The following is a 15,562-nucleotide window of genomic DNA, read 5'->3' on the forward strand; positions in this document are numbered from 1 at the left end:
GGAATCTCCACGTCGGGCGCCGCTACTGCGGCGGAAGATGGCGGCGGCTGCGCTTGTCGGCGATGCGCCAGCCTTCGTCCGTCAGCGCCAGCCGGTCCACGCAATCGCGGATGGCGGCCAGGCGCGGCGCGCCGCCGTCCTGGTCCGCCAGGCTCTCGTAGGCCAGCAGGAAATAGGCCAGCTCCGCCCGGCCGCCGTCCAGCGCCGCCAGCCGGGCGTTGGCGACCACGTGGCAGGTGCCGCGCCCGGCGGGACGCGCCTGCAATGCTTCGAGGATTTCCGCGCGGCCTTTCAGGGTCTTGCCCTGTCTCAGCCATACGCCGTCCGGCGTCATCAGCGCGGCCACGTCCTCGTGGCGCCGCGTATCCAGCGCATGGAAAAACGCCAGCACCGCGGCTTCGCAGCCGGCCCGCGCGCGCAGGGCCGCATCCGATATGACATTCATGCCCGCTCCTTTTCGTTGCGGGCCGCCGCCAGGGGCAGCTCCGCGTTGCGCAGACGGACCTCGTCCAGCGGGGCCTCGTCCTGATACCAGACGCGCAGTTGGCGGAAGTCCCGCCCCGCATCCACGGCCACGCCGCCCGCCATGCGGCCTTCGGCGTCCAGGGCGATCGACAGCAGGCCGCGCCCGCCCGCGCCGGGCCGCAGCACCTCGCGCACGCCCGCGGCGGGAAAGCCCACGATCTGGATCATGCTGTCGAATTGCTCGGACCACACCGCGCCGGACGGACGATAGGGTTCCCCCGCGCCCAGCGCCGCCCGGGCCGCCGCCGTGCCCTGGTCCTGCGCGTTCTGCCAGGATTCCAGGCGCACCGCGCCCCCGGCGCGCGGCAGCCGCATCACGGCCACGTCGCCCGCCGCGTAGACGCCGGGCGCCGAGGTGCGGCAATACGCGTCGACCAGGATGCCCGCCTCGCAGGCGATGCCCGCCGCCCGGGCCAGCTCGTCGTTGGGCCGCAGCCCCACGCCCAGCAGGATGGCGTCGGCGGCCAGGCGCTCGCCGTCTTCCAGCACGGCAGCCGGGCCATGCTCGATGCGCGCCAGCCGCACGCCGGTGCGCACGGCCACGCCCTGGGCGGCATGCAGGGCCGCCAGGCTCGCGGCAATGCCGGCAGGCACGCTGCGGGCGCAGAGCCGGCCGGCCTGCTCCAGCACCGTTACCTCGCAGCCGGCCTGGCGGGCCGTGGCCGCCACCTCCAGCCCGATCCACCCGCCCCCCACGACCAGCAGCCGCCGTCCCGGTCCCAGCGCCGCGCGCAGCTTCAGCGCATCGTCGCGCGTGCGCAGCACGTAGACGCCGGGCCCCTCGGCCCCCGGCAGCAAGGGCACGACCGGGCGGCCGCCGGTGCACAGCAGCAGGCTGTCGTAGGCGGCGCTGCCGCCGCCGGACAGCTCCACGCGCCGCGCGTCCAGCCTGAGCCGCCGGACCGCGACGCCCGGGCGGAATTCGATGTCCAGCTCGCGCAGCTTCTGCGCGGAAAACAGCTCCGTGCTCTCGGGCGCGGCCTGTCCGCCGAGCACGGCCTTGCTCAAGGGCGGCCGTTCGTAGGGGGCGTGCGGCTCCGCGCCCACCAGCAGCACGCGCCCCGCGTAGCCGTGCTGGCGCAGGGCGACGGCGGCATGGCCGCCCGCCTGGCCGGCGCCGGCCACCACGATGGCGCCGGCTTGCGGCGGACGGATAGGACCGCCTTCGCGCTGCGCGCTCCGGTATTCGCCCTTGGGGCGGCCCGGCGGGCTCATGCCTCCTCCGCCTTGAGATAAACGGTGCCGGCCTCGACGCGCACTTCGTAGCGCCGCAGGTCGGTGGTGACGGGCGGGCATTGGGGCTTGCCGGTGCGGACGTCGAATACGCCCTGGTGCAGCGGGCATTCGATGGCGCCGTTCTCGAGATAGCCGTCCGCCAGGCTGGCGTTGCCGTGTGGGCAGCGGTCCTGCGTGGCGCAGATCTCGCCTTGCAGGTCGTAGAGGCAGACGCCCTCTCCTTCGTGCACCACGCGCAGCGTGCCGGTATCGGGGGAGATGTCGTCCACCCGGGCCACGGGTTTCCAGGTTTCCATGATTACAGCCCCATTGCTTTGCGGTAGTAGTCGTAGAAGGCGCGGATGAGCACTTCCGTCACCATGTAGTCAGCGGGCCCGGTGTCGCGGCCGCCCATTTCCACGATGCCGCGCGCTTCCGGATAGCCTGAAACGCCGATCTGCACCTGGTTGAGCATTTCGCTGTCGTCCATGGAGACGAAGCCGGCCGGCCCCAGCAGATTGGCGTGCTTGAGCCGCAGGCGCGTCATTTCCTCGTCGTCGTCCTCGTAGCCGTAATAGGTGAACACGAGCTCGTGCTCGGTGGGGCTGCGCGGAATGACGTGCCGGGTCTTGAGCGAATTGGCCTGGATGCCGAACTGCGCCGCCGGAAACACCCACGCCCCGCCGACGCGCCCGCGGTTGAACTCGGCGCGCGGCGTCACGGTTTCAAGGTCGCGCAGCTCCAGGTCGTCGCGGAAGCGGCTCATCTCGGCGGTCGCTTCGGTCTTCTTCTTGCCCTCGTTGTGCGAAACCATCACGCTGTGCGCGCCGCCGCCGGTGGGGATGCATTCCGAGCGCGAATCCGCGCGCCACAGCCCGAACGTGATGTAGAAGGTGTGCAGCAGGGTCGCGTGATAGGGATCTTTCAGGTTTTCGAGGTACATCTTCCAGTTGCTGGGAATGAGCTGGCGGCTGTAGCCCAGCAGCTTGAGTTTCTTGCCCGGCAGCATGTGATCGATCTCGGCCAGCACCTCGGGGCCGCAGTATTCCTCGAAACCGGGCGCGTCTTCGCTGAACGTGGCCCACACCGATCCGCCCCGGTTCACGCTGCGCAACTTGCGTATGCCGTGCTGGCGCGGATCGAAGTCGCGCGGCATGCCGCCCTTGCCCATGGCGCCGCGCCGGAACGGCACGCCCTGCAGATTGCCGTCCAGATCGTAGTTCCATTGGTGGTACGGGCAGGTGAAATCGGCGACCTTGCCGGTGTTCTGCCAGCAGATCTGCGCGCCGCGGTGGGCGCAGCGGTTTTCCAGCACGTTGATCTCGCCGTTGGCGGCGCGCACCATGATGACGGGGCGGTTGCCTATCCAGTTGCGCTTGTAGCAGCCGGGCTCGGGCACTTCGCAGTCGAGCCCCACGTAGTTCCAGGTCTTGCCGGCGAAGAACACGTCCATTTCCTTCTGGAAGATGGCCGGATCGGTATAGACCCAGTTGGGGATGCGCGTGCAGCCTTCCTCGGGCCAGCGGCGCGCGATGGAAACGGGCGCCGCTTCGGGCGCCTGCGGCACGGCGGTGTCGGGACAGGTCATGGGTATTTCCTCGATGCGGTTCAGATGGGAACGATGAGCGACGTGCGCACGCGGTAGTTGTCGTAAACGCAGTCGCGCCGGCTCAGCGCGAAGCCGCCGTCTTGCACGCGCACCACGTCGAGATACCGGCCCACCATGTTGAGCGTGGGTTCGCGGTCGGACAGCGACTCCATGACGGCGAAATTGGCCTGGGCCACGAGGTGGTCGCCCTGCACTTCCATGACGCGCACGCCGCTGATGAAGTGACGCAGCGCGCGCGGCTCGAACATGGTGGTCTCGCGCAGCGCCGTCACCCGGTCCCGCAGCATGTTGCGGTTCATGCAGTAGATCAGGCCCAGCGGCAGGCCGGCGTCATGGTTCTCGCGCGACAGCACGCGATAGTGGCAGTCTTCGGTGAAGAAGCCCGGCCAGTCTTCGAGCCTGTCTTCGTCCAGGCAATAGGCATAGTCTTCGTAGAAGTCGCGCAGCCGTGCGCGCAGGGCTTGCGTGTCGGTGGTGTCTATCATCATGGTTCGATGCCGGTTAACACTGAAAGGGGCTGGGCGCCGGCCCCGGGCGGTTCGGATGGCGGCCGGAAAGCGCCGGCTTCATGCGCGTCGGCCTCATGAAGCCGCGGCCAGTTGCGCGCGGTTGCTCTCGAAACCGCGCTGGCTGCCCAGCGCCAGAATGGGTTCCTGCATGCGTTCCTGCCAGATCAGCGATTCCATGGCGATCTGCAGCGGATGGTCCTGCACCGTGAGGGCCGAAGTGGTCTCGGTGCCCGAATGATGCGAATGCATGGCCCAGCCCGGCGCCGACAGGATCAGGTCGCCCGCCTTCCAGTCGAGCCGCCGGCCGTCGACCTTGCTGTAGCCGTTGCCGCGCAGGTAGTAATTGATGGCCGAGGAACTGTGGCGGTGCGGCACGTGATGGTTGTCCGGCGGCGAGGACGAGATGGTGGCGAAGAAGCTGTGCGTGGTCCCGATGCGGCGCTCGGTGGCCGGGTTGTAGAGCACGAAGAGCCGGCGGCCGTTGTAGCCGCGCGCGATGTCTTCCACCGAGGGCAGGCGGCGCGACACGAGTTCCCAGGGCCAGTGCAGGGCGCGCGACTCCACCACGTCGATGTCGATGAGCCATTCGTAGCCGAGCAGCCAGGCGCCCTCGGGCGTGATCTGCTCGCGCAGGGCCAGGTCGCGCGCGCGCGCCGCGCCGGGCTCGCGCGCCGGTATCGGCCGCGTGCGGGCGTCGGCGGGCGGCGTGTCGCCCTCGAACTCCTCCACGTAATGGATTTCCATCTTCTCCAGCAGCGGCGCGTTGGAGTACGAAAGCCTCACCCACGGGGTCTTGCCTTCGTTGCGATAGGAATGGACCTGCATGGCGGGCGTGTTCCACACGTCCCAGTGGCGCACGCGGATGTCGCGGCCGGCCACGGTGGCCACGCCCTCGCCGGCGATGCTGATCTCCAGCATGTTGGAGTTCTTGCGCAGGTTGAATGTGCTCTCGCCCGGATTGAGGACGTTGATGGTCACGTCGGTGCCGGGCGCCAGCCCCAGGCCGGGCGCGACGGCCTGCGGATGCACGATGAGAGAGGCGCGGCGGCCGTTGTCGGGCCGGGGCGCGTCGGACAGGCGGGCGATTTCCCGGTCGATGTCCTCTTTGGGAATGACGATGGACGGCCACATGGATTGCTGCCGGGGACAGGCCCCGCTTACATCGACAAACATGGTCTGGTCTCCAGTGGGGCCGGCGCGCCGGCCCGGTTGCATGAATCCCGGCTCAGGGCGCCAGGAGCAGGTTTTCCCGCGTCTGCGCGGGCAGCGCGATGCCGGCGCCCCGGGCGCGCGCGTGCTCGTATACGCGGCGCGCCAGCGCGAGATCGGACAGCCCCATGCCCATGCCCTTGAAGATCGTGAGCCGCGCGCCGCGCGGCCGGCTCTTCCCCTGGGCCAGCAGGTCGCAGAGCGCCGGCACGTCGTCCCAGGACGCGTCCGCGCCGTAGCGCTCGCGCAGCTCGCGCGACCCGCGGCGCGCGTTCTCCAGATCGTCCACCGCCACCAGGTCGGCCAGCCCGAAAACGTCCTGCGCGAACTCGGCCTTGGCGGGCAGGATGGCGCCCAGGGCATTCAGGTGCCGGCAATCGTGCAGGGCCGCCGCGTCCACGAAGGGTTCGGCCGCCCGCGTGATCAGCGTCACGATCTCGGCGCCGGCCAGCGCCTCGTCCAGGCTGTCCGCGGCTTGCACGGCGAAGGCGTAGCGGCCCGCGACCGCCTGCACGAAGGCCTGCCGCTTTTCCGGCGTGGGGCTGTAGACGCGCACTCGGGTCAGGGGCCGGGCGGCGGCCAGCGCCGCCAGCTGGGTCACGGCCTGCGGGCCCGTGCCGATGAGGGCGGCCGTCCGGGATCCGGGCGGCGCCAGCAGCCGCGTCGCCACGCCGCCGACGGCGGCGGTGCGCAGCATGCCGAGCGCGCGCGCCTCGATGATGGCCCGGGGCGCGCCGCTGTCGGCATCGAACAGGGTGTAGAGCGAGCCGCCGCCGCCCGGCACGTGCAGCCAGGTCTTGAAGCCCGCGTATCCGCCCCCGCCCGTCATGAGCGAGCCCAACGCATGCATGGAACTGCCCTGGCCCCAGGTCGCCAGCGCCTTGGGCACATTGCGGGCGCGCTCGCGGCCCTGCTCCAGCAGGATTTCGTGCAGGGCGTCGATGGCGCCCGGCATGTCCAGCGCGTCCACCACGTCGCGCTCGGTCAGATAGAGAATGCCTTCAGACATGGATGCCTCCCGCGGGCGAGGGTTCGTCCGCCACGGCGTTGCGCAAACAGCCCACGCCGGGGATGTCGATTTCCAGCACGTCGCCGGCGCGCAGGAAGCGCGGCGGCTTGCGGCTGGCGCCCACGCCCTCGGGCGTGCCCGTGGCGATGATGTCGCCGGGCGACAGGGGCGTGAATGCGCTCAGGTAGGCGATGAGACGGGCGATGGGAAAAATCAGGTCCGCTACCGAGCCGCGCTGCATGGTTTCGCCGTTGAGCCGCGAAATGACTTCCAGCCGCCGCGGATCGCCCGCCTCGTCGGCGGTGGTGATCCATGGCCCCAGCGCGCCGCTGCGCTCGAAGTTCTTGCCCGGCGTGACCTGCGTGTTGTGTTTCTGGAAGTCCCGCACGGAGTTTTCGGCCATACAGGTGTAGCCGGCCACGTGGGCGGCGGCTTCCCGCTCCGGGATGTGCCGCCCGCCGCGGCCGATCACCACGGCCAGCTCGCCTTCGTAGTCGTAGCGGTCCGAGGCGGCCGGTTTCCAGAGCGGCTCGCCCTGGCCGACGAAACTGTCGGCATAGCGCGGGAACACCGAGGGATGGGCGGGGAGTTCCCTGCCCGCTTCGGCAACGTGACGGCCGTAGTTCAGCCCCACGCAGAGAATCTTGGCGCCCGGGGCCAGGGGCGGCAGCCATTGCAGCCCTTGCGCCGGCACCCGCGCGCCGCCCTGCCGGACCGCCTGTGCGATGCGTTCGGCCCCGGCGGCCAGCGCCGCGCGCAGATCGGGCCAGGCGTGCGTCAGGGACAGCACGCCGTCGTCCTGCACCACGCCCCAGCCGGGCGCGCCCTCATGGACGAAGCTTGCCAGCTTCATGTCGTCTCCTTCCATTTGGCATGCAATGCGTCGCTGCGTTGCATGCATTTCTGGATTTATTCGGCCTCTCACAGGCCGTTTTGGAAATTATTGCATGCAATTTTGATCTATCGCAAGAAGGTAGACAATTTTTTTGTACTCATTGCATGCAATTTTCTGGTTACACTGGCCGCTCCCCCGTTATTGCGCATTCCCACATGGCCGCCCAGATCGACAAAGTGATTTCCGAACTCCGCGACATGGTGCTTTCCGGTGCCTTGCAGCCCGGCGAGCGCGTGGTGGAGCTGCAGTTTTCCGCCAGGCTGGGCGTGTCGCGCACGCCGCTGCGCATTGCGCTCACGGAACTGGAAAAAGAAGGTCTGCTGGAACGCCTGCCGTCGCGGGGTTTTCGCGTGCGGGCGTTCACGGTGGAGGAAATCGCCGACGCGGTGGACGTGCGCGGCGTGCTGGAAGGCATGGCGGCGCGGCTGCTGGCCGAGCGCGGCGCCTCGCCGGAGGTGCTGGCGCAACTATCGCAGGCGGTGGAAGAAGGCTGGCGCCTGCTGGCGCCCGCGCGCCGCGATCCCAACACCACGGTGGACGCGCGCGCCTGGGGCCGCATCAACCAGCGCTTCCACGAGATTCTCTGGACGGCCGCCGGAAACCGGGCGCTGCTCTCGGCGCTGGAACACAACAACAAGACGCCGCTCGCGGGCCCGGCCGCGCTTACCCTGCCCTCCACGCCCTCGCTGCTGGAAACGCCTTTCGTGCTGCGGGCGCAGACCGACCATGAAGACCTGCTGCGCGCCATCGAGCAGCGCGAAGCCGCGCGCGCCGAAAGCCTGATGCGCGAACACGCCTATCGCAGCCGCGAAAACAAGCGCGTGCTGCTGCAGTCGATACGCGGCGCCATGCCGCCCCAGCCCGCGCCGGCCGAGGCGACGTAGGCGGGCAAGCGCGGCGGGGCTACTGACGCAGCAGGAAGCTGCGGATGTCGTCGGCGATGGGCATGACGGCCAGCATCATGAGCACGGCCGCCAGCGGCAGCGTGGAACCGAAGCCGAAGTGGAAGAAGGAATAGGCGCCGGCCACGCCCCCCACGAAGAAGAGCGACACCAGCGTGATGAGCACGCGCAGCTTGGCGCGGTCGGCGCGCACCGGCGGCAGCCCCACGGCCTCGGCCGGCGCGAGGTTCCAGTAGAAGAGCTTGCCCAGCTCGATGCCGATGTCGGTGACCATGCCGGTGACGTGGGTGGTGCGGATCTCGGCCTTGGACACCTTGGTGATCATGGCGTTCTGCAGGCCCATGATGTAGCAGAGCACCATGACGGTGGTCGGCACGTACAACCAGCGCAGCAATTCGAGATTGGCGCCCAGCAGCCCGAAGCAGACGAGCAGCAGCGCCTCCAGGAGCAGCGGCATGGCGAACTCGCTCGCCAGCCGGGAGCGGCGGCCGAAGTTGATGAGGAACGCCGAGGACGCCGCGCCCGCGAGGAAGGACAGCAGCGCGGCCAGCCCCTGCATCGCCACCACGATGCCGCCCAGCGCCAGATGGTCGGCCATGAGGGAGACGATGCCGGACATGTGCGAGGTGTACTGCTGCACCGCCAGGAAACCGCCGGCGTTCACGGCGCCGGCGATAAATGTCAGGACATACGCAAGCTGCCGGTTTGCTTCCGGCGTGCGCTGCACCGCCGTGAGACGGCGAAGATGATGCGGAATGGTCACGCGCGAACCCTTGGACGCAGACGAACGAATGGCTCTGGCCGGCCGAAAGACCGGACACGGCCATTCTAGTCCTCCCGGGACGGGCTGGCGCGATCCGCCATATGGCGGATCAGTCCTGTCCTGCCAGGCGCAATTGCTCGCGCCGGTACTCGCCCTGGCGCTCCAGCATCCATCCCGGATATTCGGACGGCAGCGCGCTGGCCGCGTCCAGGCTGGCCAGCTCCTCGGCCGACAGCCGGACCGAGGCGGCGGCCAGGTTGTCGTCGAGCTGCCCGGGACGCTTGGCGCCCACGATCACGCTGGTCACCACGGGCTGGTGCAGCAGCCACGCCAGCGCCACCTGGGCCACCGACACGCCCCGGCCGTCGGCGATGACGCGCATGGCGTCGATGCAGTCGTAGGCGCGCTCGCGGTCCACCGGCGGGAAGTCGAAGACCGCGCGCCGCGCGCCGGCCTCGCCGCCGCCCTCGCGGCCGTATTTGCCGCTGAGCAGCCCGCCGGCCAGCGGGCTCCACACCATCAGGCCCAGACCCTCGCTGCGCAGCATGGGCGCCAGTTCGCGCTCCAGGTCGCGGCCGGCCAGTGTGTAGTACGCCTGCAGCGACGCGAACCCGGCCCAGCCCCTGCGCTCGGCGATGCCCAGCGCCTTCATGATCTGCCAGGCCGCCCAGTTCGACACCCCCACGTAGCGGACGTGGCCTTGGCGGACCAGGTCGTCCAGCGCCGCCACGGTTTCCTCGATGGGCGTGGCCGGGTCGAACCCGTGGATCTGGTAGAGGTCAATGTAGTCCGTCTGCAGGCGCGCCAGGCTCTGCTTGACGCCCTCCATGATGTGCCGGCGCGAATTGCCGCGCGCGTTGGGGCCCGGCCCGGTCTGGCCCGACACCTTGGTAGCCAGCACCACGTCGTCGCGCGCCACGCCGAGCTCGCGCAGCGCCTGTCCGGTCATGATCTCGGAGCGGCCCTCCGAATAGACGTCGGCCGTGTCGACGAAATTGACGCCGGCCTCCAGCGCGCGCCCCACGAGGGCGGTGGCTTCCTGCTGCTGCAGCCGGCCGATCTTGCTCCAGAGTTCGCCTTCGCCGCCGAAGGTCATGGTGCCCAGGCACAGTTCCGAGACGAACAGGCCGGTGTTTCCGAGTTTCTTGTAGCGCATAGGAGGGCTCCGAAAAATAGAATGGGGACGGGTCGGGCGGCGGCCGCCGCGCCAGAATGACGCCCACAGTATGCGTCCGCCCCACCCTCCGCCGCGATACTCGATCCTGCCCTTTTCTTGCCCGATCCTCCGGCGCCGGCGGCACGCCCGATCCTGCGCATTTTCTGCCTGATCCTGCACCGGCCCGGCACACCATGCGGGCAGCGGGCCGACTGGCACTACACTGGATGCGCCTGTTTCTCCGAGCGGTTTTTCTTCTTTCATCGCTCCCCATGTCTGCCGCACAGCCCGAATCCTTTCCCCCGCCCGCCGCCGCGCTCGCCCTGGACCAGGCGTTCGAACCCGCGCGCCGCGAACTGCTCGCCCTGCTCCAGCGCATGACCGCCGGCGTGGACGGCTCCCTGGAAACCCCCATAGAAGGCTTGTACCTGCACCGGCTGGTGCAGCCCACCGGCCCCAAGCCCACCATGCAGAACGCCGCGCTGGCGGTGATCGCCCAGGGGTCCAAGCGACTTTTCATCGGCGATGACGTCTACGAATACGATCCTTTCCACTACCTGGTTTCTTCCGTGGACCTGCCGGTGGTGGCCAAGGTGTCGGTGGCCAGCCCGGACCTGCCCTACCTGGGCCTGCGCCTGGAGCTGAACCCGGAGGAAATCACCGCGCTCATCAGCGACGCGAACCTGCCGCCCCTGGCGCCGGCCGAGGCGCCGCGCGCGCTGTGCGTGAATCCGCTAGGCGGCGCGATGCTGGACGTGGTGCTGCGCATGCTGCGCCTGCTGGACACGCCGCGCGACATTCCCATCCTGGGGCCCATGGTCAAGCGCGAACTGCTTTACCGGCTGCTCATGAACGGCCAGGGCGCGGCCCTGCGCCTGACCGTGCTGCAGGACAGCCAGCTCAACCGCGTGGCCAAGGCCATCCGCATCCTGCGCGACCACTACGCCAAGCCGCTGCGCGTGGAAGACATCGCGCGCGACGTGCACATGAGCGTTTCCTCGCTGCACCATCACTTCAAGCAGGCCACCGCCATGAGCCCGCTGCAGTACCAGAAGCAGCTGCGCCTGCAGGAAGCGCGCCGCCTCATGCTGACGGCGGATGCCGGCGTGGCGCTGGCCGCGCGCGCGGTCGGCTACGAAAGCTCTTCGCAGTTCAGCCGCGAATACAGCCGCCTGTTCGGCACGCCGCCGCTGCGCGACAAGCAGCGTTGGAAGGACGAGGCGCTGGCCGCGTGACGGCGGCCGGAACCCCGCGCCGGCCAAGCGCCCCGCGGCGTCTTTGCGGCGCCGGAGCCGCGTTCCGGCGCTTTTTTCAATCTTTTGCAAACCGGCGCGCCGCGGTTGACAAGCGGCGGCGGTTGGGATGTGATGGGTGCTCCGGGGTCCCGCGCCCCGGCTTTTTTTCAGCCCACACCCTGGTTTTTTAAGAGGCCGTTATGTTCCCTGAATATCGTCACCTCATTACCCAGCTGAAAGCCGAAAACGCGCACTTTGCCGCGCTTTTCCAGCGCCACAACGCATTGGATCAGGAAATCCAGAACCGGGAGGCCGGCATCGTGCCGTCCTCGGGCAATGAAGTCGAAGTGCTGAAGAAAGAAAAGCTGCACCTCAAAGACAAGCTCTACGGCATGTTGCGCGCCGCCGACGGCAAGAACGGCGGCTGACCCGCGCCGGCGCGCCGTGTCCCTCGGCGCGCCCGTTCCGTTTCCCTATGGCCTGGGCGCATGGCGCAGCGTCAGCATCACGTCGCGCGGATCGCCATCGTGGCTGTTGCGCGCGGCCGTGTCGTACAAGGACACGCAGCGCTTCTTGTCGAACAGGTTGTTCACCTTGAGCGCAATGCTCAGCTCCGGCGTGGCCTGGCAGCCGATCCGCGCGCGCCAGGCCACGCCGCTCGCCTCGGCCTGCACGCCCTGGCTGCGCGCCTTGCCGGAAGCGCGCGAGCAGCGCCGGCTGCCGCAGGCGGGGCCGCTTTCGTAATCGTTGACCGCGCGGCTACGGGCGGCCCGCGCCGGGGCCGGCGAGCCAGGCGAGATAGGCCGCCTCCATGCCGGCCGCCATGCCCGCGGAACTGAAGCGGGCGTCGCCCCGGATGCGGGCTTCGCCCGCCCGCCCCATGGCCAGGCGCAGCGGAGGATCGGCCGCCAGGCGGCCCAGCGCGGCAGCCAGGGCGGCCACGTCGCCCGGCGGCACCAGCAGGCCGGTCTGGCCGTGCGCCACCACTTCGGGCACGCCGCCCACGCGCGTGCCCACCACCGGCAGGCCGTGAGCCGAAGCCTCGATGAACGCCGTGCCCAGGGCCTCGCTCGCCGTGGGCAGCGCGAAGATGTCGCACCCCGCCAGCACGTTGGAAATATCGGCGCGATGCCCGAGAAAATGCACGCGCCCGCCGCAGCCCAGCGCGCACGCCCGGGCCCGCAGCGCGGCCTGCTGCGAGCCCGCGCCTGCGAGCACCAGATGCGCGTCGGCATGCGGCAGCCGCGCCATGGCGGCCACCAGCAGCGCCTGGCCCTTCTGTGGCCGCAGATGCGCCACGCAGCCCACCACCAGCGCATGCGGCGCAATGCCGAGTTCGGCGCGCAGCGTGGAATGCGCGGGGCGCGACACGGGATCGATGCCGTCCGGCACCGTGCGCACGTCGCCGGAACGCACGCCGCGCGCGCGCAGCAGGCCGGCCACGTGCTCGCTCACGGCGACAACTTTGTGCGGCAGGCCCGTGTAGGTCCAGCGCGAGCCGACCGGCCGGGCCAGATGCCGCGTGCGCACGATGAGCGGCACCCGGGCCAGGCGGCCGGCCGCCGCGGCGATGACCGTGTCGCGCCGGCTGTGCGTATTGAGGACATCGAATCGGCCGCGCGCAAGCATGCGCCGCAAGCCCAGCAGCGCGCGGACGTAGTTGGCCACGCCGTCCATGGGATGCGGGTGCACCGTGAAACCCGCCGCACGCAGGCGCCCGGCCAGCATGCTGCCCGGCTGGCAGACGGCTTCCATGTGGTGCCCGCGATCGCGCATGGCGATCATTTCCTTGAGGATGCGATGCTCCTGCCCGCCGAACGTGGTGGCGGCTTCGGAGTGGAGAATGCGCAACGGCCTTCCGTGCATCATGCGCGCTCTTGCCCGGCGCGCGCGGCGAGCAGCGCGTCGAGGTAGCGGCAGTCGGACGCCTCCAGGGCGCCGAAGGGCGTGGCTGCGCCGGCGCACAAGCGCAGGCGCTGGTTTCCCAGGACGGCGATTTTCTGGCCATAGGCGTCGCTGTCCACGTTCCAGCCGGCCGCATGCAGACGGCGCAGGACAGCGGAGGGCTGCAGCGTTTCCAGGCGATAGGGAGGCAGGCAGCCGCGCAAATGGGCCGGCGTGTCGCGGGCGTTGCCCGCTTCGACCAGGCAGGGCCCGCGGCCCCGCCCCGGCTCGTACGTATACAGATAAAGCGCGGACAAGGAGGTCCGGCAGGCATTGTTCGACATGAAGAAAAGGCCGCGAAATCCGGGATGGGGAAAAAGACGGCGCGCCGGGCCGGCAGGCAGCCGGCGCGCCATGACAGGAATCAATGCTAGCGGCCCCTGTTACAGGACTTGTCTGGCAATGCTGCGGCCTTTTCTGATTTGATCCATTTTCGGCAAAAGTCTTTTCCGCGATTGCTTGACAAGCACATATGGCTGTATTGTTGCAACCAGAAAATTCACAAAAATTTCACGATCCTCTGCCGGGCGCCACGAGCGCCTCTCTGTTTTGATATCCGGAAACCACGTGACGCAGCCCTTGCGCATCGCGCATGCCGAAGCCGCCATCGGCTTCGGCGGCCAGGAACAGCGCATTCTCAAAGAAATGATCGCCATGCGCGATCGCGGCCACCACCTTGAACTGATCTGCCGTCCCGAGGCGCAGCTCGTGCGGCGCGCGGGCGATGCCGGCTTCAAGGTGCATACCGTGCAGATGGGCGGACTGCTCAATCTGATCAAGGGCGCGCCCAAGGTGCGGCGCATCCTGCGCGAAGGCGGTTTCGACGTGCTCAACACGCACAGCCGCATCGACACCCTGCTGGCGGGCATCGGCGCGCGGTCGCTGGGCAACGCGCCGCTGGTGGTGCGCACGCGCCATCTGAGCAACCGCGTCAATTCCATGCTGGCCTACACGTGGGTGCCCCACCGCCTCATCACCGTGAGCAATCACGTGCGCGAATATCTCATCGAGCGCGGCGTGCCGCGCGAGCGCGTGGAAACGGTGTACTCGCCGATCAAGCTGCCGCCGGCCGGACTGCAATCCACGCTGCGCGCCGAGCTCGGCCTGTCGGAGCAGGACGTGGTGGTGTGCTGCGTGGCCATCCTGCGCGCCACCAAGGGCCACCGCGAGCTGATCGAGGCCCTGCGCCCGCTGATGCTGGAAAATCCCCGCATTCACCTGGTGCTGGTGGGCAATGGTTCGCCGCTCTTCGAGCAATTGCAGGCGCTCATCGCCGAGATCGGCCTGCAGGACCGGATCCACATGCTGGGCTTTCGCGACGACGTGCCCAATATCCTGGCGGGCAGCGACATTTTCGCCCTGCCCACCCTGAAAGAAGCCTCGGGCACGGTGTTCGTCGAGGCGGCCGCCTGCGGCCTGCCCGTGGTGGGCGTGGACGTGGGCGGGGTGAGCGAGATGCTGAGAAACGGCGAAACCGGCATCCTGGTGCCGCCCATGGACATTCCGGCGCTGCGCGACGTGCTGCGCCGCCTGATCGAGGATCCCCGGCTGCGCGCCTCGATGGGCAGGGCCGGCGAACGCCTGGTGCGCGAAGGAGGCCAGTTCTCGCTGGCGGCGCTGGCGGAAAACACCGAGAAGGTCTACCGCAAATGGCTGGACGAGCTCCGTCCGCCGCATGGCGCCGCGCACCGCGCAACGACTTCCTGATCATGCGCCTCGCTTCCCTGCCGATTTCCGATCAAACCTTCGAGGGCATTGCCGTGCCCTCCCTGACGCCCGCGCCCGGCGTCGAGGGCGCGGCCGTGCGCCTGACGCCGCGTCCGCCCGGCGTATTCGACATCATCGACCTGGCCCAGGCGCACCGCGTGGCGGCCGGCAGCGAGCGCGACGTGTACGAACATCCACGCAATCCGGCGCTGCTCATCAAGGTCATCAACCATGCGCGGGCCCGCGAGCCGGGGCGTCGCCAGGCATGGCACAAACAGTTCCAGCGCGAGCAGGCCTACCGCATTTTCATCGCCGAACTGTCGGAATACCTGGCGACCAGCGCGCACAGCGGCATGCCGCAGGGCAATGCGCTGCTGTCGCGCATCTGCGGCGTGGTGAACACCAGCGCGGGCCTGGGCCTGGTGGTGGAAAAAATCGTGGACGAGCGTGGCGAACTGGCTCCCACCCTGCAGCAAGTGGTGGCGGCGCAGGGCTACGGCCCGCAGTTGCGCCAGCAGGTGCACCAGTTTTTCCTGGCGCTGGCCGACGCGCACGTGATCTTCAACGACGTGAGCGCCCGCAACATCGTGGTCGGCCGCAACGCCGATGGACACGCCGGCCTGTTTCTCGTGGACGGCTACGGTCCCAAGCAGTTCCTGCCTGTCTATGCTTGGAGCAAGGCGCTCAACCGGCGGCGGCTGTTGCGCAAGTACGAAAAGATGGCCGACAAAATGGCGCGCCTGGGCGCCGGCGCGCTGACGGCGCATCCCGTGGAGGCCGAGCCGTCCGTGTCGGCGGCCGGCCCGGTGCGCGCGCTGCCCGCCGGGGGACGGCAATGAAAAAAGCCGCGGGCCCCGGCTGGGGCGCGCGGCTTGCAGGCATGG

17 protein-coding genes and 1 pseudogene are annotated in these 15,562 nt (G+C 69.3%); 5 read left to right on the forward strand and 13 right to left on the reverse strand.

The window, feature by feature from the left end; translation table 11 throughout:
- Window positions 1-22: 22 nt before the first annotated feature.
- The 8 genes from NGJ44_RS07700 to NGJ44_RS07735 form a co-directional block, all read right to left on the reverse strand.
- Entirely contained in the window at window positions 23-445 is a 423-nt protein-coding gene (locus NGJ44_RS07700) for a nuclear transport factor 2 family protein (RefSeq protein WP_251863580.1), read from the reverse strand.
- Window positions 442-1,740, reverse strand: a complete 1,299-nt coding sequence (locus tag NGJ44_RS07705; protein ID WP_251863581.1) for an NAD(P)/FAD-dependent oxidoreductase — start codon at window positions 1,738-1,740, stop codon at window positions 442-444. The genes NGJ44_RS07700 and NGJ44_RS07705 overlap by 4 nt, the downstream gene beginning before the upstream one ends.
- A complete protein-coding gene (locus tag NGJ44_RS07710) occupies window positions 1,737-2,057 on the reverse strand; it encodes a non-heme iron oxygenase ferredoxin subunit (RefSeq protein WP_251863582.1) in 321 nt (106 codons plus the stop codon). The genes NGJ44_RS07705 and NGJ44_RS07710 overlap by 4 nt, the downstream gene beginning before the upstream one ends.
- Window positions 2,058-2,059: 2 nt before the next feature.
- Window positions 2,060-3,328 carry an aromatic ring-hydroxylating dioxygenase subunit alpha gene (locus NGJ44_RS07715; RefSeq protein WP_251863583.1) on the reverse strand — a complete coding sequence of 423 codons (1,269 nt, stop codon included), beginning with the start codon at window positions 3,326-3,328 and terminating at the stop codon, window positions 2,060-2,062.
- A gap of 20 nt (window positions 3,329-3,348) precedes the next feature.
- Window positions 3,349-3,837: an aromatic-ring-hydroxylating dioxygenase subunit beta gene (locus NGJ44_RS07720; protein ID WP_251863584.1), complete on the reverse strand. Its 489-nt coding sequence runs from the start codon at window positions 3,835-3,837 to the stop codon at window positions 3,349-3,351.
- Between the two features lie 93 nt (window positions 3,838-3,930).
- Window positions 3,931-5,031 carry a cupin domain-containing protein gene (locus NGJ44_RS07725; protein WP_251863585.1) on the reverse strand — a complete coding sequence of 367 codons (1,101 nt, stop codon included), beginning with the start codon at window positions 5,029-5,031 and terminating at the stop codon, window positions 3,931-3,933.
- A gap of 52 nt (window positions 5,032-5,083) precedes the next feature.
- On the reverse strand, window positions 5,084-6,076 hold the full coding sequence (locus NGJ44_RS07730) for an ornithine cyclodeaminase family protein (RefSeq protein ID WP_251863586.1): 993 nt from the start codon (window positions 6,074-6,076) through the stop codon (window positions 5,084-5,086).
- Window positions 6,069-6,929 (reverse strand): fumarylacetoacetate hydrolase family protein, encoded by an 861-nt coding sequence (locus NGJ44_RS07735; RefSeq protein ID WP_053246355.1) that lies wholly within the window; start codon window positions 6,927-6,929, stop codon window positions 6,069-6,071. Before NGJ44_RS07735 ends, NGJ44_RS07730 begins: the two co-directional genes overlap by 8 nt.
- A gap of 197 nt (window positions 6,930-7,126) precedes the next feature.
- Here NGJ44_RS07735 and NGJ44_RS07740 point away from each other — a divergent pair, with 197 nt between their 5' ends.
- Window positions 7,127-7,855 (forward strand): GntR family transcriptional regulator, encoded by a 729-nt coding sequence (locus NGJ44_RS07740; protein ID WP_251863587.1) that lies wholly within the window; start codon window positions 7,127-7,129, stop codon window positions 7,853-7,855.
- 22 nt (window positions 7,856-7,877) lie between these two features.
- Here NGJ44_RS07740 and NGJ44_RS07745 read toward each other — a convergent pair.
- A pseudogene (locus NGJ44_RS07745) lies at window positions 7,878-8,636 on the reverse strand (YoaK family protein); the annotation flags it as partial.
- Window positions 8,637-8,745: 109 nt separating this feature from the next.
- Window positions 8,746-9,792, reverse strand: a complete 1,047-nt coding sequence (locus NGJ44_RS07750; RefSeq protein ID WP_251863588.1) for an aldo/keto reductase — start codon at window positions 9,790-9,792, stop codon at window positions 8,746-8,748.
- Between the two features lie 272 nt (window positions 9,793-10,064).
- Between NGJ44_RS07750 and NGJ44_RS07755 the strand changes: the two genes are divergently transcribed.
- Both NGJ44_RS07755 and NGJ44_RS07760 read left to right on the forward strand, forming a co-directional pair.
- Complete coding sequence (locus NGJ44_RS07755; protein ID WP_251863589.1) at window positions 10,065-11,027, forward strand: AraC family transcriptional regulator; 963 nt, start codon at window positions 10,065-10,067, stop codon at window positions 11,025-11,027.
- 200 nt (window positions 11,028-11,227) lie between these two features.
- Entirely contained in the window at window positions 11,228-11,455 is a 228-nt protein-coding gene (locus tag NGJ44_RS07760; RefSeq protein ID WP_053246359.1) for an HP1242/YdcH family protein, read from the forward strand.
- A gap of 45 nt (window positions 11,456-11,500) precedes the next feature.
- Here the strand turns inward: NGJ44_RS07760 and NGJ44_RS07765 are convergent, their stop codons facing one another.
- The 3 genes from NGJ44_RS07765 to NGJ44_RS07775 form a co-directional block, all read right to left on the reverse strand.
- Window positions 11,501-11,701, reverse strand: coding sequence for a hypothetical protein (locus tag NGJ44_RS07765; RefSeq protein WP_251863590.1), 201 nt, complete (start codon window positions 11,699-11,701; stop codon window positions 11,501-11,503).
- Window positions 11,702-11,786: 85 nt separating this feature from the next.
- The gene (locus NGJ44_RS07770) at window positions 11,787-12,896 is read right to left on the reverse strand and encodes a glycosyltransferase family 4 protein (RefSeq protein WP_251863591.1); all 1,110 of its coding nucleotides are present in this window, start codon (window positions 12,894-12,896) and stop codon (window positions 11,787-11,789) included.
- A complete protein-coding gene (locus tag NGJ44_RS07775) occupies window positions 12,893-13,228 on the reverse strand; it encodes a hypothetical protein (RefSeq protein WP_251863592.1) in 336 nt (111 codons plus the stop codon). Before NGJ44_RS07775 ends, NGJ44_RS07770 begins: the two co-directional genes overlap by 4 nt.
- A gap of 310 nt (window positions 13,229-13,538) precedes the next feature.
- Here NGJ44_RS07775 and NGJ44_RS07780 point away from each other — a divergent pair, with 310 nt between their 5' ends.
- A complete protein-coding gene (locus NGJ44_RS07780; protein ID WP_251863593.1) occupies window positions 13,539-14,678 on the forward strand; it encodes a glycosyltransferase family 4 protein in 1,140 nt (379 codons plus the stop codon).
- A gap of 2 nt (window positions 14,679-14,680) precedes the next feature.
- On the forward strand, window positions 14,681-15,517 hold the full coding sequence (locus NGJ44_RS07785; RefSeq protein WP_251863594.1) for a YrbL family protein: 837 nt from the start codon (window positions 14,681-14,683) through the stop codon (window positions 15,515-15,517).
- Window positions 15,518-15,562: the final 45 nt, after the last annotated feature.

Source organism: Achromobacter sp. Marseille-Q4962, from assembly GCF_943737005.1.
In the GTDB taxonomy this organism is placed as follows: Bacteria; Pseudomonadota; Gammaproteobacteria; order Burkholderiales; family Burkholderiaceae_B; genus Achromobacter.